At 38.0% G+C, this 18,072-nt stretch carries 14 protein-coding genes; 7 read left to right on the forward strand and 7 right to left on the reverse strand.

The window, feature by feature from the left end:
* The first annotated feature begins 7 nt into the window (after nt 1-7).
* The gene (locus AC1DNH_RS03735; protein WP_477625179.1) at nt 8-2,176 is read left to right on the forward strand and encodes a S9 family peptidase; all 2,169 of its coding nucleotides are present in this window, start codon (nt 8-10) and stop codon (nt 2,174-2,176) included.
* A gap of 32 nt (nt 2,177-2,208) precedes the next feature.
* Here AC1DNH_RS03735 and AC1DNH_RS03740 read toward each other — a convergent pair whose 3' ends face one another.
* The gene (locus AC1DNH_RS03740) at nt 2,209-2,919 is read right to left on the reverse strand and encodes a DUF3307 domain-containing protein (protein WP_477583145.1); all 711 of its coding nucleotides are present in this window, start codon (nt 2,917-2,919) and stop codon (nt 2,209-2,211) included.
* Entirely contained in the window at nt 2,919-3,530 is a 612-nt protein-coding gene (locus AC1DNH_RS03745) for a SatD family protein (protein ID WP_029274320.1), read from the reverse strand. Before AC1DNH_RS03745 ends, AC1DNH_RS03740 begins: the two co-directional genes overlap by 1 nt.
* A gap of 155 nt (nt 3,531-3,685) precedes the next feature.
* Here AC1DNH_RS03745 and AC1DNH_RS03750 point away from each other — a divergent pair, with 155 nt between their 5' ends.
* From AC1DNH_RS03750 to pdeM, 4 genes are all read left to right on the forward strand, one after another.
* Nucleotides 3,686-4,714, forward strand: coding sequence for a ligase-associated DNA damage response exonuclease (locus AC1DNH_RS03750; RefSeq protein ID WP_477583143.1), 1,029 nt, complete (start codon nt 3,686-3,688; stop codon nt 4,712-4,714).
* A gap of 2 nt (nt 4,715-4,716) precedes the next feature.
* A complete protein-coding gene (locus AC1DNH_RS03755) occupies nt 4,717-6,306 on the forward strand; it encodes an ATP-dependent DNA ligase (RefSeq protein ID WP_477583141.1) in 1,590 nt (529 codons plus the stop codon).
* 272 nt (nt 6,307-6,578) lie between these two features.
* Complete coding sequence (locus tag AC1DNH_RS03760) at nt 6,579-9,056, forward strand: ligase-associated DNA damage response DEXH box helicase (RefSeq protein WP_477625180.1); 2,478 nt, start codon at nt 6,579-6,581, stop codon at nt 9,054-9,056.
* A gap of 72 nt (nt 9,057-9,128) precedes the next feature.
* Entirely contained in the window at nt 9,129-9,767 is a 639-nt protein-coding gene (gene pdeM, locus AC1DNH_RS03765) for a ligase-associated DNA damage response endonuclease PdeM (RefSeq protein WP_477610130.1), read from the forward strand.
* On the opposite strand, the gene trxA is transcribed toward pdeM, so the two are convergent.
* The 5 genes from trxA to AC1DNH_RS03790 form a co-directional block, all read right to left on the reverse strand.
* Nucleotides 9,764-10,060 (reverse strand): thioredoxin, encoded by a 297-nt coding sequence (gene trxA, locus AC1DNH_RS03770; protein WP_230141269.1) that lies wholly within the window; start codon nt 10,058-10,060, stop codon nt 9,764-9,766. The two genes, pdeM and trxA, sit on opposite strands and share 4 nt — an antisense overlap.
* Before the next feature lie 184 nt (nt 10,061-10,244).
* Nucleotides 10,245-10,859, reverse strand: a complete 615-nt coding sequence (locus AC1DNH_RS03775; protein ID WP_477584539.1) for a hypothetical protein — start codon at nt 10,857-10,859, stop codon at nt 10,245-10,247.
* Between the two features lie 72 nt (nt 10,860-10,931).
* Nucleotides 10,932-12,281: a dihydrolipoamide acetyltransferase family protein gene (locus tag AC1DNH_RS03780; RefSeq protein ID WP_477584538.1), complete on the reverse strand. Its 1,350-nt coding sequence runs from the start codon at nt 12,279-12,281 to the stop codon at nt 10,932-10,934.
* 56 nt (nt 12,282-12,337) lie between these two features.
* On the reverse strand, nt 12,338-13,582 hold the full coding sequence (locus tag AC1DNH_RS03785; protein ID WP_477584537.1) for a competence/damage-inducible protein A: 1,245 nt from the start codon (nt 13,580-13,582) through the stop codon (nt 12,338-12,340).
* Between the two features lie 3 nt (nt 13,583-13,585).
* Nucleotides 13,586-16,156 (reverse strand): putative LPS assembly protein LptD, encoded by a 2,571-nt coding sequence (locus tag AC1DNH_RS03790; RefSeq protein ID WP_477625181.1) that lies wholly within the window; start codon nt 16,154-16,156, stop codon nt 13,586-13,588.
* Between the two features lie 164 nt (nt 16,157-16,320).
* Here AC1DNH_RS03790 and AC1DNH_RS03795 point away from each other — a divergent pair, with 164 nt between their 5' ends.
* Together AC1DNH_RS03795 and AC1DNH_RS03800 are read left to right on the forward strand one after the other, a co-directional pair.
* A complete protein-coding gene (locus AC1DNH_RS03795) occupies nt 16,321-17,184 on the forward strand; it encodes an N-acetylmuramoyl-L-alanine amidase family protein (protein ID WP_477585116.1) in 864 nt (287 codons plus the stop codon).
* A gap of 12 nt (nt 17,185-17,196) precedes the next feature.
* The gene (locus tag AC1DNH_RS03800; protein ID WP_215128790.1) at nt 17,197-17,973 is read left to right on the forward strand and encodes an N-acetylmuramoyl-L-alanine amidase family protein; all 777 of its coding nucleotides are present in this window, start codon (nt 17,197-17,199) and stop codon (nt 17,971-17,973) included.
* Nucleotides 17,974-18,072: the final 99 nt, after the last annotated feature.

Genomic DNA, 18,072 nt, shown 5'->3' on the forward strand with positions numbered 1-18,072 from the left:
ACTATATATGATTAAAAAATTATTATTAAGATTATCAATTGCTTGTATAACTTTATGCACGCTAATTGATGCCAAGGCTCAAAGTATCAATTGGGCAAAAGACGGCAACTCCTATTATCAGAATATTAGTGGCGAAATCGTTTCAATAACACTTCCTAAAAACGATCGTAAAACCATTATATCAAGAGCATTATTAACACCAGCCGGAAAAAATGATGCTATTACAGTAAGAAGTTTCCAGTTATCGGATGATGGTTCGAAAGCACTAATCTACACCAATAGTAAAAAAGTTTGGCGTTACGATACACGTGGAGATTATTGGTTGGCCGATTTAACTTCCAATAAAATCACTCAAATTGGAAAAGATAGACCAACTTCATCACTAATGTTTGCTAAGTTATCGCCCGATGGCAGTAAGGTTGCTTATGTAAGCAAACATAACCTGTATGTAGAAAATATTGATGGAACTGGTGCAAAAGCCTTAACCACTGATGGTACAGACCGAATGATTAACGGTACTTTCGATTGGGTTTATGAGGAAGAATTTGATTGCCGCGATGGTTTTAGATGGAGTCCGGATGGCAAATCTATTGCTTATTGGCAGCTTGATGCGACGAAGATCAAAAATTTCTTAATGATCAATAATACAGATTCCATTTATCCATATACCATTCCTGTAGAATATCCAAAGGTGGGCGAAAATCCGTCGGCTTGTAAAGTTGGTGTAGTTGATATTGCAACGGCCAAAACGAACTGGTTAAATGTTCCTGGAGATAATATTCAGCACTATATTCCACGTATGCAGTGGGTACCTAACAGTAATGATATTATTTTACAACAGCTTAACCGCCAGCAAAACGAAAGTATAGTATTCGTTTGTAACGCAGGTACAGGATCGGCAAAAGCAGTTTATACCGAAAAAGCTAAAGCCTGGATTGATGCACAGGATGAGTGGAAATGGTTAAATGATAATAAAGAGTTTACCATTGTATCTGAAAAGGACGGTTGGAACCACCTATATAGAATCAGTTTGGATGGAAAAAAAGAAACATTGGTTACGAAAGGCAATTATGATGTGATTGATGTAAAATTGATCGATGTAAAAAATAATATGGTCTATTTTCTGGCGTCACCAATAAATGCCACTCAGAAATATCTATTTAAAACCAAATTAGATGGAAAAGGTAAATTAGAACAGATTACACCTTCGGTTTTACCAGGAACACATAATTACGATATTTCTCCAAATGCTGCTTTTGCCCGCCATTCATATAACAGTTCGCTTGTTGAGCCAATCACAGAGTGGATGAACTTTGCTACAGGGAATCCATTTACAATGGACGGGAGCATTACTACACAATTAGCCAAACAAGCTGCAACTAAAAACAAAGTTGAGTTTTTTAAAGTAACTACTGAAGATGGAATTGAAATGGACGGTTGGATGAAAAAACCTGATAATTTTAATCCAGATAAGAAATACCCGGTAGTATTTTATGTTTATGGGGAGCCTGCTTCAGCTACAGCATTAGATACTTATGGTGCAGGGAGAAACCGTTTATATGCCGGTGATATGGCCAAAGATGGTTATATCTATATTTCAATGGATAATAGAGGTGCACCTCTTCCAAAAGGGAGTACATGGCGCAAAAGTATTTATAAAAACATTGGTGTAATCAATATCCGCGATCAGGCGATGGCCGCTAAAAAACTATTGGCTACTCATGCTTTTATGGATAAAGACCGTGTTGCCGTTTGGGGCTGGAGTGGTGGCGGTTCATCTACTTTAAACCTGATGTTCCAATACCCAGAAATTTATAAAACGGGTATTGCAATTGCAGCAGTTGGTAATCAATTAACCTACGATAATGTTTATCAGGAGCGTTATATGGGCACTCCTTTCCCAAGTAAAGAGGCATATGTTAAGGGTTCTCCGATTACTTATGCTAAAAACTTAAAAGGCAATTTATTGTATATCCACGGTACTGGCGACGATAATGTACATTATCAGAATGCCGAAATGTTGATTAATGAGTTAATCAAAAACGGAAAGGTTTTTCAATTGATGAGTTATCCAAACCGCACCCACAGTATCTCTGAGGGCGAAGGAACTGGCAAACATTTATCCTTAACTTACACTAAGTTTTTAAAAGAAAACTGCCCTCCTGGAGCAAGATAGAAAATTTAAAAGCAGCTTTCGGGCTGCTTTTTTTATGCAATAAACATTTGAATAAGCATAGCCGTTACAATGGCTATTCCAAAGCTTAACAAAGTTCCGATCAATACGTATTCAGTTAATTTAAGGTCGTGTGCTTCTTTTAAATCGCCAAACCGAAATATAGATTTGGCTGCGAGTAAAAAGCCAACAGCTTCGAAATGATTGGTTAAGATAAACAAGAAGATCAGCACTCTTTCCAGTATCCCGATATACTTACCTGCATTTTGTAACGATTGCGGGCTGTCCGGTTGGTTATCTGGAAGCCATTTGGCAATAATTACCCGCATTACAATAGATGTAGGCATTGTTAGAAATAAAGCTCCCGCAATTAAAACCCAGGTTTTGGTTTCATTAAAGAAACTGATGTTTAAACTTCCCTTATAAAAAAAGTGCCACACCACTATTATCGAAGTAAAATGCAGAACCTGATCAACAAAAAACAGTATCCGTGCATTTTTTTTGTTCTGAAAGATCGATTTTAAAGCGTCAATCACGAAATGAAGCGCCCCTATTGACAGTGCTACCTTCCAAACGCCAAAGTTTAAAAAAATAAGGAATATCAAAGCTATGTGGATGGCCACGTGCAAATAGAGCTTTATTGATTTTAATTTTTTCCTTTCTTTATCTTTTACCCAGGCATTTGGCTGTAAAAAGAAATCTCCAATTAAATGGGTTAGGATAAGCTTGATTAAATAGATATCCATTATTTTAAAATCATTTGGTTCAATTTTTTACGGTAAAGCCTGTCCATTTCCATAATTTCGGTATAATGTGCACGCTTTAAAGCTTCGCTTACAGATGATTGCGTTCGGCCCGAAATAGCCGCCAGTTCGCTTTGTAACAGGTTATTGTTCTCTAAGGCAAGTTTTACCATTTCGGCAGCTACAACTCCCCAGCTATCCATTGATATTAGCGAAAGCTTAATTAAGACATTAATTTCCTCATCAAAATCAGCGGAATCAGTTTTAATGGCTAAATTAACCTTAGCCTGTTTTAAACTGTCAAATGCCGCTCCTGAATTTACAAAAGCATCTCCACTGGATTCTGAAAGTTTTTTCCGTTTGTTTTTGATATCTCCAATTCCAATACCCATCCTTACATCTGCAGGTTTATTTACCCTGATAGATGCTTTTAAATAAGCAGCAGCCCTGATGGCATTTTCTGGCTCAACTTCTACCTGAAAACTATCGCCCCGGTAAATCTCCCACTTATTATTCTGATCGGAAACTATTTTTAAAGCGGTTTTTAAGCTTAATAACCAGCTATCTTTAATCTTCCTTGAGCCTACAATATCACCTGTTATAATGCAAATCATACTACAATATCGAACTTATTATTCATATTTCAAAACTAATATCGGGTATTTAGCCGATATTTCTATTTATCGGGTAATTAGCCGATATTTTAAATTATCGGGCATTTAGCCGATATTTACCTAAAACTAAACAATAAATTTATTGTTTAGTAGCTATGGCATTAATAGAATTTACCAAAAGAGGAATCTACTGTAAGCAAGGCGATTTTTATATAGACCCCTGGTGGCCTGTAGATTATGCAGTTACAACGCATGGACATAGCGATCATGTGCGTTTTGGAAATAAATACTATCTCTGCCATACCTTAACCAAGCCTATCATCAAACGCAGGATCAGCGAAGATTTGAACGTAGAAACATTGGAATATGGAGAAAGCATTATCCGCAATGGGGTGAATATTTCATTTTTTCCTGCTGGACATATTATCGGATCTGCGCAGGTACGTTTAGCTTATAAAGGTGAAATTTGTGTAATCTCTGGTGATTATAAAATTGAAGATGATGGTATTACCACACCCTTCGAACCTGTAAAGTGCCATTCTTTTGTTTCCGAGAGTACTTTTGGTTTACCTGTTTACAAATGGCAAAAGCAGGAAGTTGTTTTTAATGGCATTAAGAATTGGGTAAGCGATAATATTATACAGCAAAAAACAAGTGTATTAATTGCCTATAGCTTGGGTAAAGCACAACGTTTAATTAAAAATTTGGCTGGTGATACTCCTATTTATGTACATAACAGTATTGCTAATCTGAATGAAGTGATTATTGATGCAGGCGTAAAGCTTCCAAAAACCATCAGAATTACTCCTGAAACCACTAAAGATGAATTGCAGAAAGGTATTGTAATTGTGCCACCTGCCATGAGGGATAGCCGCTGGATCAAAAATTTAGCCCACCCGGTAACAGGTATTTGCTCTGGTTGGATGCAGGTGCGGGCACATCGCCGTTGGCAAAGTGCTGATGCCGGCTTTGCGTTGAGTGATCATGCCGATTGGCCCGGCTTAATGGAAGCTATTACTGCAACCGGAGCGGAAAAAGTATATGTTACGCATGGTTTTACGGCTGCATTTAGTCGGTTTTTAAATGATGCGGGCATAGAAGCCGCTGAAGTGTTAACCAAATTTGGGCAAGAAGATGATGATGAAAATAAAGTAGATCTGGTTGATCAAAACGAAAATAAATAAGAATGAAACGTTTTGCCCAATTGATCCAACAGCTCGAACTGAGCAATAAAACCAACGATAAAATCGCGGCATTGGTTAATTATTTTAACCATGCCGATGATAAAGACAAGGTGTGGGTTATCGCATTGTTTACAGGTAAAAAACCTAAAAGACCAATTAAATCAGCACTGCTTAAATACTGGGCCATAAACATTACTGAAACGCCAGAATGGTTATTTGCCGAAAGTTATGCCAATGTTGGCGATTTAAGCGAAACCATCGCCCTGTTATTGCCGCCTGCCGAAAACACCTCAGATTTTCAATTGCATAAATGGGTTGAAGATTTACACGATCTGGAAGGTAAAGACGATGAAACTAAAAAAGAATTTATTCTGAGCGCATGGAATAAACTAGAAACACAGGAACGTTTTATTTTTAACAAATTGATTTCTGGAAATTTCAGGATTGGTGTTTCCAATAAAATGCTGGTGAATGCGCTGGCTAAACAAAGCAGTTTAGATAGCGCCCAGATTATGCATAGCATAATGGGAAAATGGAATCCTTATGAAATTACTTTTCACGAACTGATAAATGGTATCCATGTAAATACCGATAATTCCTGGCCTTACCCCTTTTGCCTCGCCTATGCCTTAGAGCAAGAACCAGAGAAATTGGGTGATATTTCTGAATGGCAGGCCGAATGGAAATGGGACGGCATCCGCGGGCAGATTGTAAAACGGAATGGAGAACTCTTTATCTGGAGCCGTGGCGAAGAACTGGTTACAGAACAGTTCCCCGAATTGCATTTTATGATCGACGTTTTGCCTGATGGTGTGGTTTTAGATGGCGAAATACTGGCTGTACAAGATAAACAGGTTTTATCATTCAGTACGCTGCAACAACGTTTAAACCGCAAAACGATTAGTAAAAAACAATTGGAAGATGCACCCATTGGCTTTTTTGTTTATGATATTTTAGAATATGAAGCCAAGGATTTTAGAGAAGAACCTTTAAGTATAAGACGAAAAACACTCGAGAGGTTGATTGGTGGTTTAGCTGAAAGTCCGGTGATGATCTCTCCGGTAATCAATTGCCATTCGTGGGAAGAATTAGCCAAATTAAGACAAACATCCCGATCGATTAACAGCGAGGGAATTATGTTGAAGAAGTTGACCTCTCATTATCATAGTGGACGAAAAAGGGGCGATTGGTGGAAATGGAAAATCAATCCCTACACGGTTGATGCGGTAATGATTTATGCGCAAAAAGGAAGTGGCAGAAGGGCTAATTTCTTTACCGATTATACCTTTGCTGTTCGTGATGGCGAAAATTTAGTCACGATTGCAAAAGCCTATTCGGGTTTAACAGATAAAGAAATTAAAGAAGTGAATGCCTTTGTAACCCGTAATGCAATTGAGAAATTTGGCCCGGTACGTACCGTAAAACCTGAACTGGTTTTCGAAATTGCATTTGAGGGAATTGCTGAAAGTAAACGGCATAAAGCAGGTTTAGCGTTGCGTTTTCCACGTATATTGCGGTGGCGAAAAGATAAAAAGGCTGATGAAATTAATACTTTGGAAGATTTGAGACAGTTGTTAGCTTCAACTTTGTAGAAATTAAAACAATGATGCACGCACAAAACAATAGAAAGATTTTGAACCATAATTATTAGGAAAGCAGGTTCAGTGCATATCGGAACTGAAAGGTTACCGCACGATTTTAAACCCGACAGCAGCGATACCCTTTTTTGTTATGGATAAATTAACATTTAACGGTAATTACAAAAAAGGTAAAGCGAATGGCGGGACTGCTCTAACCGAAGCATTACTGTTATTCCTTTTCAAGAAATAATTAGAAAACCCATCAAAAGCAGCGATATTTAAGCATGGACCAAACCAAAACCAAAGGTTATAAAAAGATAAAAGCCTGGCTAAAGACCAATAAACGCAAGCCTTTTCAGTTTCAGGAAGATGCCTGGCAGTATTATTTGGATGGTTACAGCGGTTTGGTAAATGCGCCTACAGGTTTCGGAAAAACATTTTCTTTATTTTTAGCAGTAGTGATTGAGGCCTTAAATGCAACTGAAGCCAACAATAAAAAAGCGAAAGACCGTTTACAGTTAATCTGGATTACCCCACTCCGCTCCCTGGCGAAAGATATTGCAAGGGCCATGCGCGAAACCTTATTGGAGCTGGAATTGGATTGGCATGTGGGAGTGCGTAATGGCGATACTTCTCAGGCAGAGAAATTACAGCAGAAAAAATCGATGCCCGAAATTTTGTTGATTACGCCAGAAAGCCTGCACTTGTTACTGGCGCAAAAAGGCGCTTCAACTTTGTTCAAAAATCTTAAATGTATTGTTGCTGATGAATGGCATGAGCTTTTAGGAAGTAAACGAGGCGTATTGGTGGAGTTGGCCGTATCGCGGATTAAGGGTTTACAAAAGTTAGATAAAAACCAGTTTTTAAGAATTTGGGGGATTTCTGCCACTATTGGTAATATTGAAGAGGCGTTAGATGTACTCGAGCCCAATATGGAGGTCAAACGGATTATTGTTAAAGCCGATTTAGAAAAGAAAATCCTGATCAAATCAATTTTACCCGATGATATCGAAACATTGCCTTGGGCTGGGCACTTGGGTTTAAAGCTAGCCTACAAGCTTTTACCGATTATTGAGAAAAGTAAAACCACTTTAATTTTTATCAATACCCGCGGACAATCGGAAATGTGGTATCAGCATTTGTTGAATATCGAACCCGAACTGGCCGGGAGGATTGCCATACACCATGGATCGATAGATTTTGAACTTCGTAACTGGATTGAAGACGCCTTACATACCGGACAGCTTAAAGCTGTTATTGCTACTTCATCGTTAGATTTGGGTGTAGATTTTAAACCTGTTGATACGGTTGTTCAAGTGGGCTCGCCAAAGGGTGTTGCCCGGTTTTTGCAAAGGGCAGGCCGCTCGGGCCACTCCCCTCACGAAACCTCTAAAATATATTTTTTACCTACCAATGCATTAGAACTGGTAGAAGCTGCAGCGATTAAAGAAGCAGCCAAAACAAATAATATAGAGAGCCGTGAGCCCTTTATTATGGTATTTGACACCTTGGTTCAGTATTTGGTTACACTGGCCATAGGCGATGGATTTGATGATAAAATCATTTATGAGGAAATTAAGAACACCCATGCTTTTAAGCTTATCCTTCCTGAAGAATGGACCTGGGTAATGCAATTTATCACCTCAGGAGGAGACAGTTTAAGTGCCTACACCGAATTTAAGAAAGTGGTTAAGGACGAAGATGGGCTTTGGAAAGTAAAGAGCAGACAATTGGCGATGCGACACCGCTTGCATATTGGAACAATTGTAAGTGATGCAATGTTAAAAGTTAAATTCATCTCTGGTGGTTACATCGGCATGGTTGAAGAATATTTTGTTACCCGTTTAAAAGCTGGCGATAATTTCCGTTTGGCTGGCAGGGTTTTAGAATTTATTCAGGTAAAAGATATGACTGTTGTGGTGAGGGTAAGTAAACAGAAAAATGCGATCTCTCCAAGCTGGAATGGTGGCCGCTTGCCCATTTCTTCCAATTTAGGGTCGGTTTTACGGAAAAAATACAATGAAGCATTGGATAAAACACATCAGGATGAAGAATTAGATGCGGTGTATCCGCTGTTTCTATTGCAGGAAAAACGTTCTCACGTACCTAAAAATGATGAGTTACTTATCGAACTTATTAATAATAAAGAAGGTTTTCATCTCTTTGCCTATCCATTTGAAGGGCGTTTGGTACATGAGGTTTTGGCGGCCCTGGTTGCCTATCGTTTAAGTAAATTGTTGCCGATCAGCTTTTCTATTGCCATGAACGATTATGGTTTTGAACTTTTGAGTGAAACAGAAATTCCCATGGACGAATCGATTGCCTACGAGGTTTTTTCGCCTGTAAATTTGACCGAAGATATTACGTTGAGTATCAATTCAACTGAAATGGCAAGACGGAAATTTAGGGATATTGCCTGCATTTCCGGACTCGTTTTTCAGGGATACCCTGGTAAATATGTAGCCAATAAGCACCTCCAGTCATCTGCTGGTTTATTTTTTAATGTTTTTAGCGATTATGACAAACATAATTTACTTTTGCGACAGGCATACGATGAAGTTTTTTACCAACAACTGGAAGAGCCAAGATTGGCGGCAGCGTTGGATCGAATTCAGCATGGAGCAATTGTAATCACCAATCCTAAAAGTTTTACACCGCTGTCCTTCCCGATCAAGGTAGATAGTCTGCGTGAAAATATGAGCTCAGAAGAATTGGAGCAACGGATTATACGGATGAAAGCGGAATCAGAGAAAATTAAATAAATGCATCTTCTGGGATCTGTCGGAATTTAAAAGATCCTTCGACAGGCTCAGGATGACGATAAAGCGAAATAAATGAACATTACAAGCCAGGGTGAAGAATTGATTTTAGATAAAGAAAGGGCTTTGTTTTTACCTAAACATCAGCTTTTAGCCATAAGCGATCTGCATTTGGGTAAATCTGCTCACTTCCGTCAAGCCGGTTTGCAAGTACCTTCTACCATTGCCCAAACAGATCTTCAACGCTTAAGTTTGTTGATTAAACAATACAATCCTAAAACATTGCTAATTAATGGAGATATGTTCCACCATGGTTTAAATACCGATATTGATGAATTTTCTACATGGAGAAAACAATACCAGGAGCTTAATTTTCTATTGGTAAAGGGGAACCATGATAGGCTTTCGGACGCCAATTATGCTGCAATGAATATCGAAATACATGAACCTAGTTTTTGCCTGGGGCCATTTTGCTTTATTCATGATGCTCCAAATGGTATGGAAGAAGAATTATATCCCATCAGCGGCCATATCCATCCAGGTGTAACCATTGTGGGCAAAGCCAAGCAAAGATTAAAATTCCCATGCTTCTATTTTGGTAAAGACTACGCCGTTTTGCCTGCATTTAGTTTATTTACCGGACTTTATACGGTTTATCCGAAAGTAAACGAACGCATTTTTGCAGTAACGCCTAAAAGTGTGGTAGAAGTTTAGGCGTGAGCATCAATTACCTGTTTCAACTGCGACGCCTGTAAAACACCACTTTGTCTCCACACCTGTTTTCCGTTTTTAAAGAGAATTAAAGTAGGTACGCCTTGAATATTAAAAGAAGTAGCAGCTGGTTGATTTTTATCGATATCTACTTTAATGATAGAAACAGCATCGCCAACCTGAGATTTTAACTGCTCTAAAATTGGCTTCATCATTTTACAAGGACCGCACCACTCGGCAAAAAAATCAACAAGAACAGGTTTATCACCGTTAATTAAATCTGAAAACTTAGCCATGATATTTGTGTTTATTTAGAAACAAAGATAAACTGGATTGGTTTTTAACGAAAAATCGTCATTTCAAACGAAGTGCAACATAGTTGAGAACCACGAAGTGCTCAGCGAAGCTAAATCTATAATAGATCTCTCCGCTCCGCTATGCTTCAGTCGAGATGACGAATTTGATTGATTAATTATTCAATTAAGCACTTATCGGCAGTTCTGCAGCTAAGGCAGCAACCCAACTTTCAAATAAAGCTTTTTCGATTTTGATTACCTCAGCTGCATGATTTTCCCAATCATCGGAAAAACTAACCAGTTGATTCATCATTTCTTCTAAGTGGCCCTCTTCTTCTAATATAATCGATTTAACATTTACCTTGCTTTTTGCTTCATCTAAAACCGTTTGATAAATTGGATACAATTCATCGGCACGCACTTCAATTGCATAGGTAACAAATAAATAGGCAGCGAATTTTAAATCGTAACCGGAAAGGCTGAATACAGCTTTTAAATAACGACAAACCGCAATATCTAAAGCATGCAAATAGTATTTTGTATGGTTTGGAGATAACAACTCGGCATTGGAGTAAGTTTTACAAAGTGCTTCGTCAATCTTCGAAATCTGCTTTTTTAAATAATAAGCATGACGATGCTCTTCTGCAGCGTGTTTAAGAATAATCAGGTTTACATTTTCTTTATGCTCTGAAGCTGAAATCTTCTTTGCACCTGCATTTTCCATATAAGATAACGTATTTAACCATTTGGCATGCAGTACATTATCCGAAACTATCGATTTTAAATTTGAAGCTAACATTATTGATTGTTAAACTGGTAAATTGTTTAATTGTTGACATTACATCAACTGAAAAAGTTAATTGTAAACTGACTAAATTTCTCTGTTCAGGTCCCAGCCTTCTAAATAATCTGCTACTCTACGCACAAACATTCCCCCTAAAGAACCGTCTACAACCCTGTGGTCGTATGATAAAGATAAGAACATCATATGTCTAATTGCAATCACATCGCCATGTTCAGTTTCTAAAACAGCTGGTTTCTTTTTAATGGCGCCAACAGCTAAAATAGCTACCTGAGGCTGGTTAATAATTGGTGTACCCATTACATTGCCGAAACTACCTACATTGGTTAATGTAAAGGTTCCGCCTTGTGTTTCATCAGGCTTTAATTTAGAGTTTCTTGCTCTTGCAGCCAAATCATTAACTGCTTTTGTTAAGCCAACTAAATTTAATTGATCGGCATTTCTAATTACAGGAACGATTAGGTTACCACTTGGTAAAGCGGCAGCCATACCAATATTGATATCGCGTTTTTTGATAATTTGCGTGCCGTTAACCGAAACATTGATCATCGGAAAATCTTTTATCGCTTTGGCAACGGCCTCTACAAATATTGGTGTAAAGGTTATTTTTTCATTTTCACGCTTCTCGAAGCTATTTTTTACTTTATTACGCCATAAAACCATATTGGTTACATCAGCTTCAACAAACGAAGTTACGTGCGGTGAAGTTGTTTTACTCATTACCATATGATCGGCAATCAGTTTACGCATTCTATCCATTTCTATAATTTCGTCGCCACCACTAACACTGGTTGTTGATGTTTTATTTACAATTGGGGCCGAACTTGTTTTATTTTCAGCCGTTTGGTTTGTTGGCGGAATAGGCGCTGTTATACTAACTGTTTTAGTTAAGATTGGCGCTGCACCATTTTTATTGGCGATATAATCTAATAGATCATCTTTATTTAACCGTCCATCAGCACCAGAACCTTTAATCGCATCAAGCTCGGCTAACGAAATATTTTCTTGTGCAGCAATACTTTTAACCAGAGGAGAATAAAAGCGGTCAGACGAGCTAAAATCAGTTGCTACAGTAGTGTTTTCTGATGGCAGTTGTGCAATTCCAGGAATAGTTTCAATTTTTTCTTCAGCTATTGGCTTTTCTATAACCGGAGCTTCTGTAGTAGCGGTTTCTCCACCTTCAGTTTCAATAATGGCAATTACATCGCCCACCTGGGCAACTTCATCTGCAGCAAATAACTGTTTTACCAATTTACCGGCAACCGGAGAAGGAACTTCAGAGTCTACCTTATCAGTAGCGATTTCCAGAATGGTATCATCTAAATCAATAGAATCACCTGGTTGTTTTACCCATTTAATCACCGTTGCTTCCGCAACACTTTCACCCATTTTTGGTAACAATAGTTCGTATTGAGCCATATTAAATTACAGTATTTTATATTGGTAATGCTACAAAAATACAGTTTTTATTCTTTCTAAACTGTTTCTTTAAGGAGATTTAATAACATGGCAAGTGCCGATGCTGCAGAACGTTCGATGTTTTGAATACGTTTGTTACTGAAATTAAACAACTTAGCTACAGTTTTGTGTTTTGAAGAAATTGCGATCCATACCGTGCCAACTGGTTTGTCTTCAGTTCCACCATCTGGACCGGCAATGCCACTAACCGCAATAGCGTAATCTGTTTTGAAATGTTTAATTGCACCTTCGGCCATTTCTGCAACGGTTTGTTCGCTCACGGCGCCAAAGGTATTTAAAGTACTTTCTTTTACACCAAGAATAGATTCTTTAAGCTCGTATGCATAGGCTACCGCCCCGCCCCAATAAACCGAAGAAGAACCTGGGTGCTGCGTAATCAGGTGCGCTATGTATCCACCAGTACAGCTTTCTGCTGTAGATAAAGTTAAACCCTTGCTTTTCATAAGATTCAGGATCGCTTTTTCCAAGGGAATATCTTCATCTGTTACTACAAACTTATTTACTTTTGAAATGATCTGTTTGGCGTAAAGCTCAACCTCTTTTTGTAACGCTGTTTCGTTATCGCCTTTGGCCGATAAGCGCAAACGTACTTGTCCTAATTTTGGCAGATAAGCCAATTTGATGTGTGCTGGCAAGCTATCTTCAATTTCCTCGACCTCTTTGGCCAGAAATGATTCGCCTATATTTGCCGTAAGAATAGTTTTATGTACAATAAACGGCAGCTTAAATCTGCTCGTAATTCTGGGCAGAATTTCGTCATCCATCAGGTACATCATTTCGTAAGGCACACCTGGCATCGATACAAAAATGGTGTCATTTTGTTCAAACCACATGCAAGGCGCAGTACCATTTTTGTTTACAATAACCTCACAACCATCAGGAACATCAGCTTGCTGAATATTGATATCTAATAAAGGGCGTTTGTATTTTTCGAAAATCTGACGAACCATTTCCAATGCTCCGGGATCATTGCGAAAGCCCATATTGAAATACTTTGCCAAGGTTTTCTTGGTAATATCATCTTTGGTCGGGCCTAGTCCACCAGTAATTAAAACAATATCTGCACGCTTTTCGGCAAGATCAAGGGCTTCAATAATATGTTGCTCATCATCAGAAACTGAAGTAATCTGCTTAACGGAAACGCCAATTAAATTTAACTGTTTAGCCATCCAGGCAGAATTGGTATCAACGATTTGGCCAATGAGAATCTCATCACCAATGGTAATAATTTCGGCTAGCATAATTTATCGGTATGTGCTGTAAAAACCTTGTCTTTTGCTCAATTTCAAATCCTGTAGTATTGATGCCTTAACTTTTATGGTAAGAGAATAACTTTTGTAAGCACCGTATGGAACCCAGTTTACACTCATATCCCAACAATGTAAATCGCGGTAAATAGCTAAATTCATTGGGGTTAAGCCATTGTTCTTAAAATCGTAACCTGAGTTAAAAGTAACTTTCCACTTTGGTGTTAAGTTAACATCGCCATTAAAGTTTAGTGTATTCGAAATTGTATTGTTGTTCCCGTCATTCGAATATTGAAAACTGTAAGAGAAAGAGAAATTCCAGGGAATGTTAAAATCAACGAAAGCATTTGGATCACGACTTATAGCCGCTAATTGTTCTGACTGTATATCGGTTAATCCTTTTTTATTGGCTGCTTCGCCTAATTTATCATTAGCCTCATTTTTGCGTTTTAATGCCTCTGGATTTAAACTATAATCGAATGAGAAGCCAAAGTTAGTTAAACGTGGCAGGAATTTGTTCTTTTGGAAAAATAAACGATCCTCTCTTATTTTAGTGATTTGACCGTTAACCGTTGTGTCTTTTAAAGCATATGGATCTAACGTTCCATTATAATTTATCCCCAATTTATCGGTAAACTGCGACCGCCCACTAAAACCAATGGTTGATAATTTATAAGAAGGAGCCAGGAAATTATATGAACCGCTAAAACTCAAACCTTGAATAATCGGGATCTTTTTTGAGCCTGTTCCGGTCGTATCGTTTTTATTCCTCACCTTCAGTTCCACGGTATTGTCCAAGCCGAAACCAATGGAAGCATTAGGGCCGCCAAAAGAGCCCGGCTGTGCCATACCATCAAAAATGGAATATTTTAAAGGTTGTCCACTGGTATAAATTTGATTACCATTTTGGTCTATGGCAGGTCTATATGGCCCCGCCCCTGCTTTGGTAAAATCCGGAGAATAAGAGAAGGAAACATTTGGAGTCATTACATGCCTCAACGCCTGGATTTTGCCAGCTGGATTAAAATCTCTTCTTCCATAAATTTTAGTCGACATACTGGTTGATAGGCTGTAGCTGCCCGCTCTTTTAAACCCACTGAGGGTATCTTCTCTAAAAGTATATGTATTGTCGGCAAACTGCGTATATCTTCTATTTACACTCTGGAAATTCCAAACCTCATTATAGGTACCACCCAAACTAAAGTTTAAATATTTTAAGGCAGTGAAAGACATGTTTACCGGAATACTATGTGAAAATCCGCTTCTTAATCGCTTTAAACCATCATTTTGGAACAACAAACTATCAAAAGTATCAATTCTGTTGGTTCCCTGCAAGCTATAGCCAACGGTTATTTTTTCATACCATTTTTGTTCACCGACTGCATCTTTAGGTCGAAATGGGTTAAATGTAGGTACGTTGAATGTCATTTCTGGCAGCCTTAACGATATCGCTCTTGTACTTAAAGTCTGATCACTTGATGCGGCCAAAGAGAAGTTCATCCCGTTCGAATAGGCCTTCGCATAACTAATACTGCTACTTGTTGAATTGGTTGCGATGGTATTAATGTCGTAAGTAGTACCTGCTGCAGTATTTTTATAGTATCCCCTTTTTCCTGTTGATACTAATCTCACACTGGCACTAAATGTAGTACCTGGATTGGCATTGGCATTTTGACTATGGCTCCAATTGATACTAAAGTTTTTGGTTGGGTTTCTAAATGCCTCGGTACCTTCTAAACCATCTTTAAAACTTGAATAAGCTAAATTAATGTTACCATTGTATTTATATCTCTTAGTATAATTACTCAATACACTAGTTTCATAAGAACCATTGGTGTAAATCGACCCCATTAATTTGGCATCCCAATAATCGTTCAATCCGAGATAATAACCACCGTTTTGTAAGAAAAAACCCCTGGTTGCATCTTCGCCTGGTGTGGGAAGGATTACACCCGATGTTCGTTTGTTAGGTTTTGGAAAAAAAGCAAAAGGTAGCCCCAGAAAAGTGGGGATATCTTCGATAATCATGTAAACCGGCCCGGTAATAATCTGTTTCTCTGTTACCACCCCTTTAGAAATCATTAATCCAAAATGCGGGTGAGGTAGATTACAGGTACTGTACATTACATTTTTAATGTGCAGCTCATCATCTATTTGCTTTTTACTCTGCCCACCAGAGAAGAAACCTCCCTCTTGTTCAGAAAAAACACCATATACTTTAGCCCGGGTTGTTTCTGAATTGTAAAAAATAGAATCGGCTATGGCTGTTCCATCAGCACCCGATTTGAAGATTGGTTTTCCGGTATACCTACCCGTTTTTGGATCTTTAATGCCTCGCGCAAATATGGAATTTTGCTTTTTATCGTATTTGATATAAGCCGCATCTAGCTCAAAATCACCGTATACCACCCTTGCGTTACCGTATAAATACACAATGTTTTTATCGGCACTCATTTTTACCGAATCCTCCGCTTTGTATTCTACTTTCTGGTCGATACTGCTATTATTTTTACCTGTCTTTTTAGTCGTATCCTTTTTGGTTGTGTCTTGCTGGATGATTTGTTGCAATGAAAAATGAGAAAATGCGTTAGCTTTACCAACAACAAGTGTTAATAAAATGACAGATATTAGTAAAATAGAGCTCTTAAGAAGTTTCAAATTCGTATTTGAATGTTATTTTTGCACAAATGTTTAATCAAAAACGTTCAAAATTAGTGAAAAATATACCATTGATGTATCTTAAATCCATTTTAACAGTTATTATTTATTTAGTGTTATCAAATTCAGTTGATAATCAGGTGTTTGCACAAGAATATAAAATTAAAACAATTGTGATCGATGCCGGTCACGGTGGTAAAGATGGTGCAACCCACGGTGTGTATTCGAAGGAAAAAGATGTGGCGCTTAAAACGGCATTGAACCTTGGCCGGGCGCTTCAAGATAGTTTGAAAGATATCAAAGTTATTTATACCCGCGAGTCGGATGTATTTATTCCTTTATACGAGCGTATCAATATTGCAAATAATGCAAAAGCCGATTTATTTATTTCTATCCACTTAAATGATATGCCGGTTAGGGTATCGAGGGTGGTAGATTACTATAAAAAAGTAAGGGGCAGAAAAGTACCTGTTTATAGAACCGTTACTTCTAAAAGCACTTCAACGAGGGGAACAGAAACCTTCGTGTCGGGAACTCGCCGTTTAGGTGAGCAGGATGAGGTGATCAAACGAGAAAATGCTTCGATGTTTCTGGAAGAAAATTATCAGAAAAACTATGAAGGGTTTATTGCAAATACCCCCGAAAGTGACATCATGTTATCGTTAATGAAACAAACCAATAGAGATAGGAGTTTAAAGTTTGCTTCAATGCTTCAACAAGAATATGTTAATGCAGGCCGGATCAACAGAGGCGTACAAGAGAAAAGCCTTGCGGTATTGGCCCGTGCTGCTATGCCTGCTGTGTTAACTGAAATTGGTTTCGTGAGTAATCCAGATGAAGAAGATTATATGAATTCTCCTGAAGGGCAAAATGAAATTGTAAATGGAATTATTAAAGCAATTAAAAATTATAAACGTATAGCTGAAACATCATTTTAATATCCCTCCTGCATGAAGATTAAACTTCTGATTACAATACTTTTATTTTCGTTACTAGTTGCTGAAAAAGCGCCTGCTCAGGGTTATAAGATCAAAACAATTGTTATTGATCCTGGTCATGGTGGCAGAAAACCCGGAGCCTCTGGTAATTTTTCGAAAGAAAAAGATGTTGCGTTGAAGGTTGCATTAAAATTAGGTGCCTTATTAAAGGAGCAGATGCCGGATATTAAAATAATTTTCACACGGAAAACAGATATAGATGTTGACTTGTACAGGCGGGCAGAAATAGCGAACGAAGCTAATGCCGATCTTTTTATATCGGTACACTGCAATTCAATGCCTCCAGGCAACAAGCATATCAAAGGAGTAGAAACATTGGTTGCGGGATCGCACCGGTTAAAAGAACAGGATGCTGCCATACGTGAGAACGCCGATATTAAATTGGAAAAGAACTACAAAAGTAAGTACGATGGGTATGATCCAAGTAACCCAAGTAGTTTTATTCTTTTATCGCTTTTAAAAAATGCCTTTCGGGACAAAAGCATTAATTTTGCCAAGTTAATACAGAACAGTTATATCAAGCGGGATGAGCGATTAAGCCGTGGTGTTAAAGAACAGGGCGTTTTGGTATTGCAGCGTTGCGGTATGCCCGCCGTTTTAACAGAAGTAGGTTTTATCTCAAATACAGAAGAAGAAAAATATATTAATTCCCAAAATGGACAAAACGAAATTGCCAATTCTATTTTGGAAGCAATAAAAACATACAAAAAAAATATTGAGGTTAAATAAGTGGCATTATAAATGATGTTTATTTTACCTTTGGAAAAAATATAAAACAGATACCAAACAAATAGTGCAGCCTTTGTGTATTTATAGGGTTTAGCACAA

The sequence above is a fragment of the Pedobacter sp. 01N310 genome, from assembly GCF_056399805.1.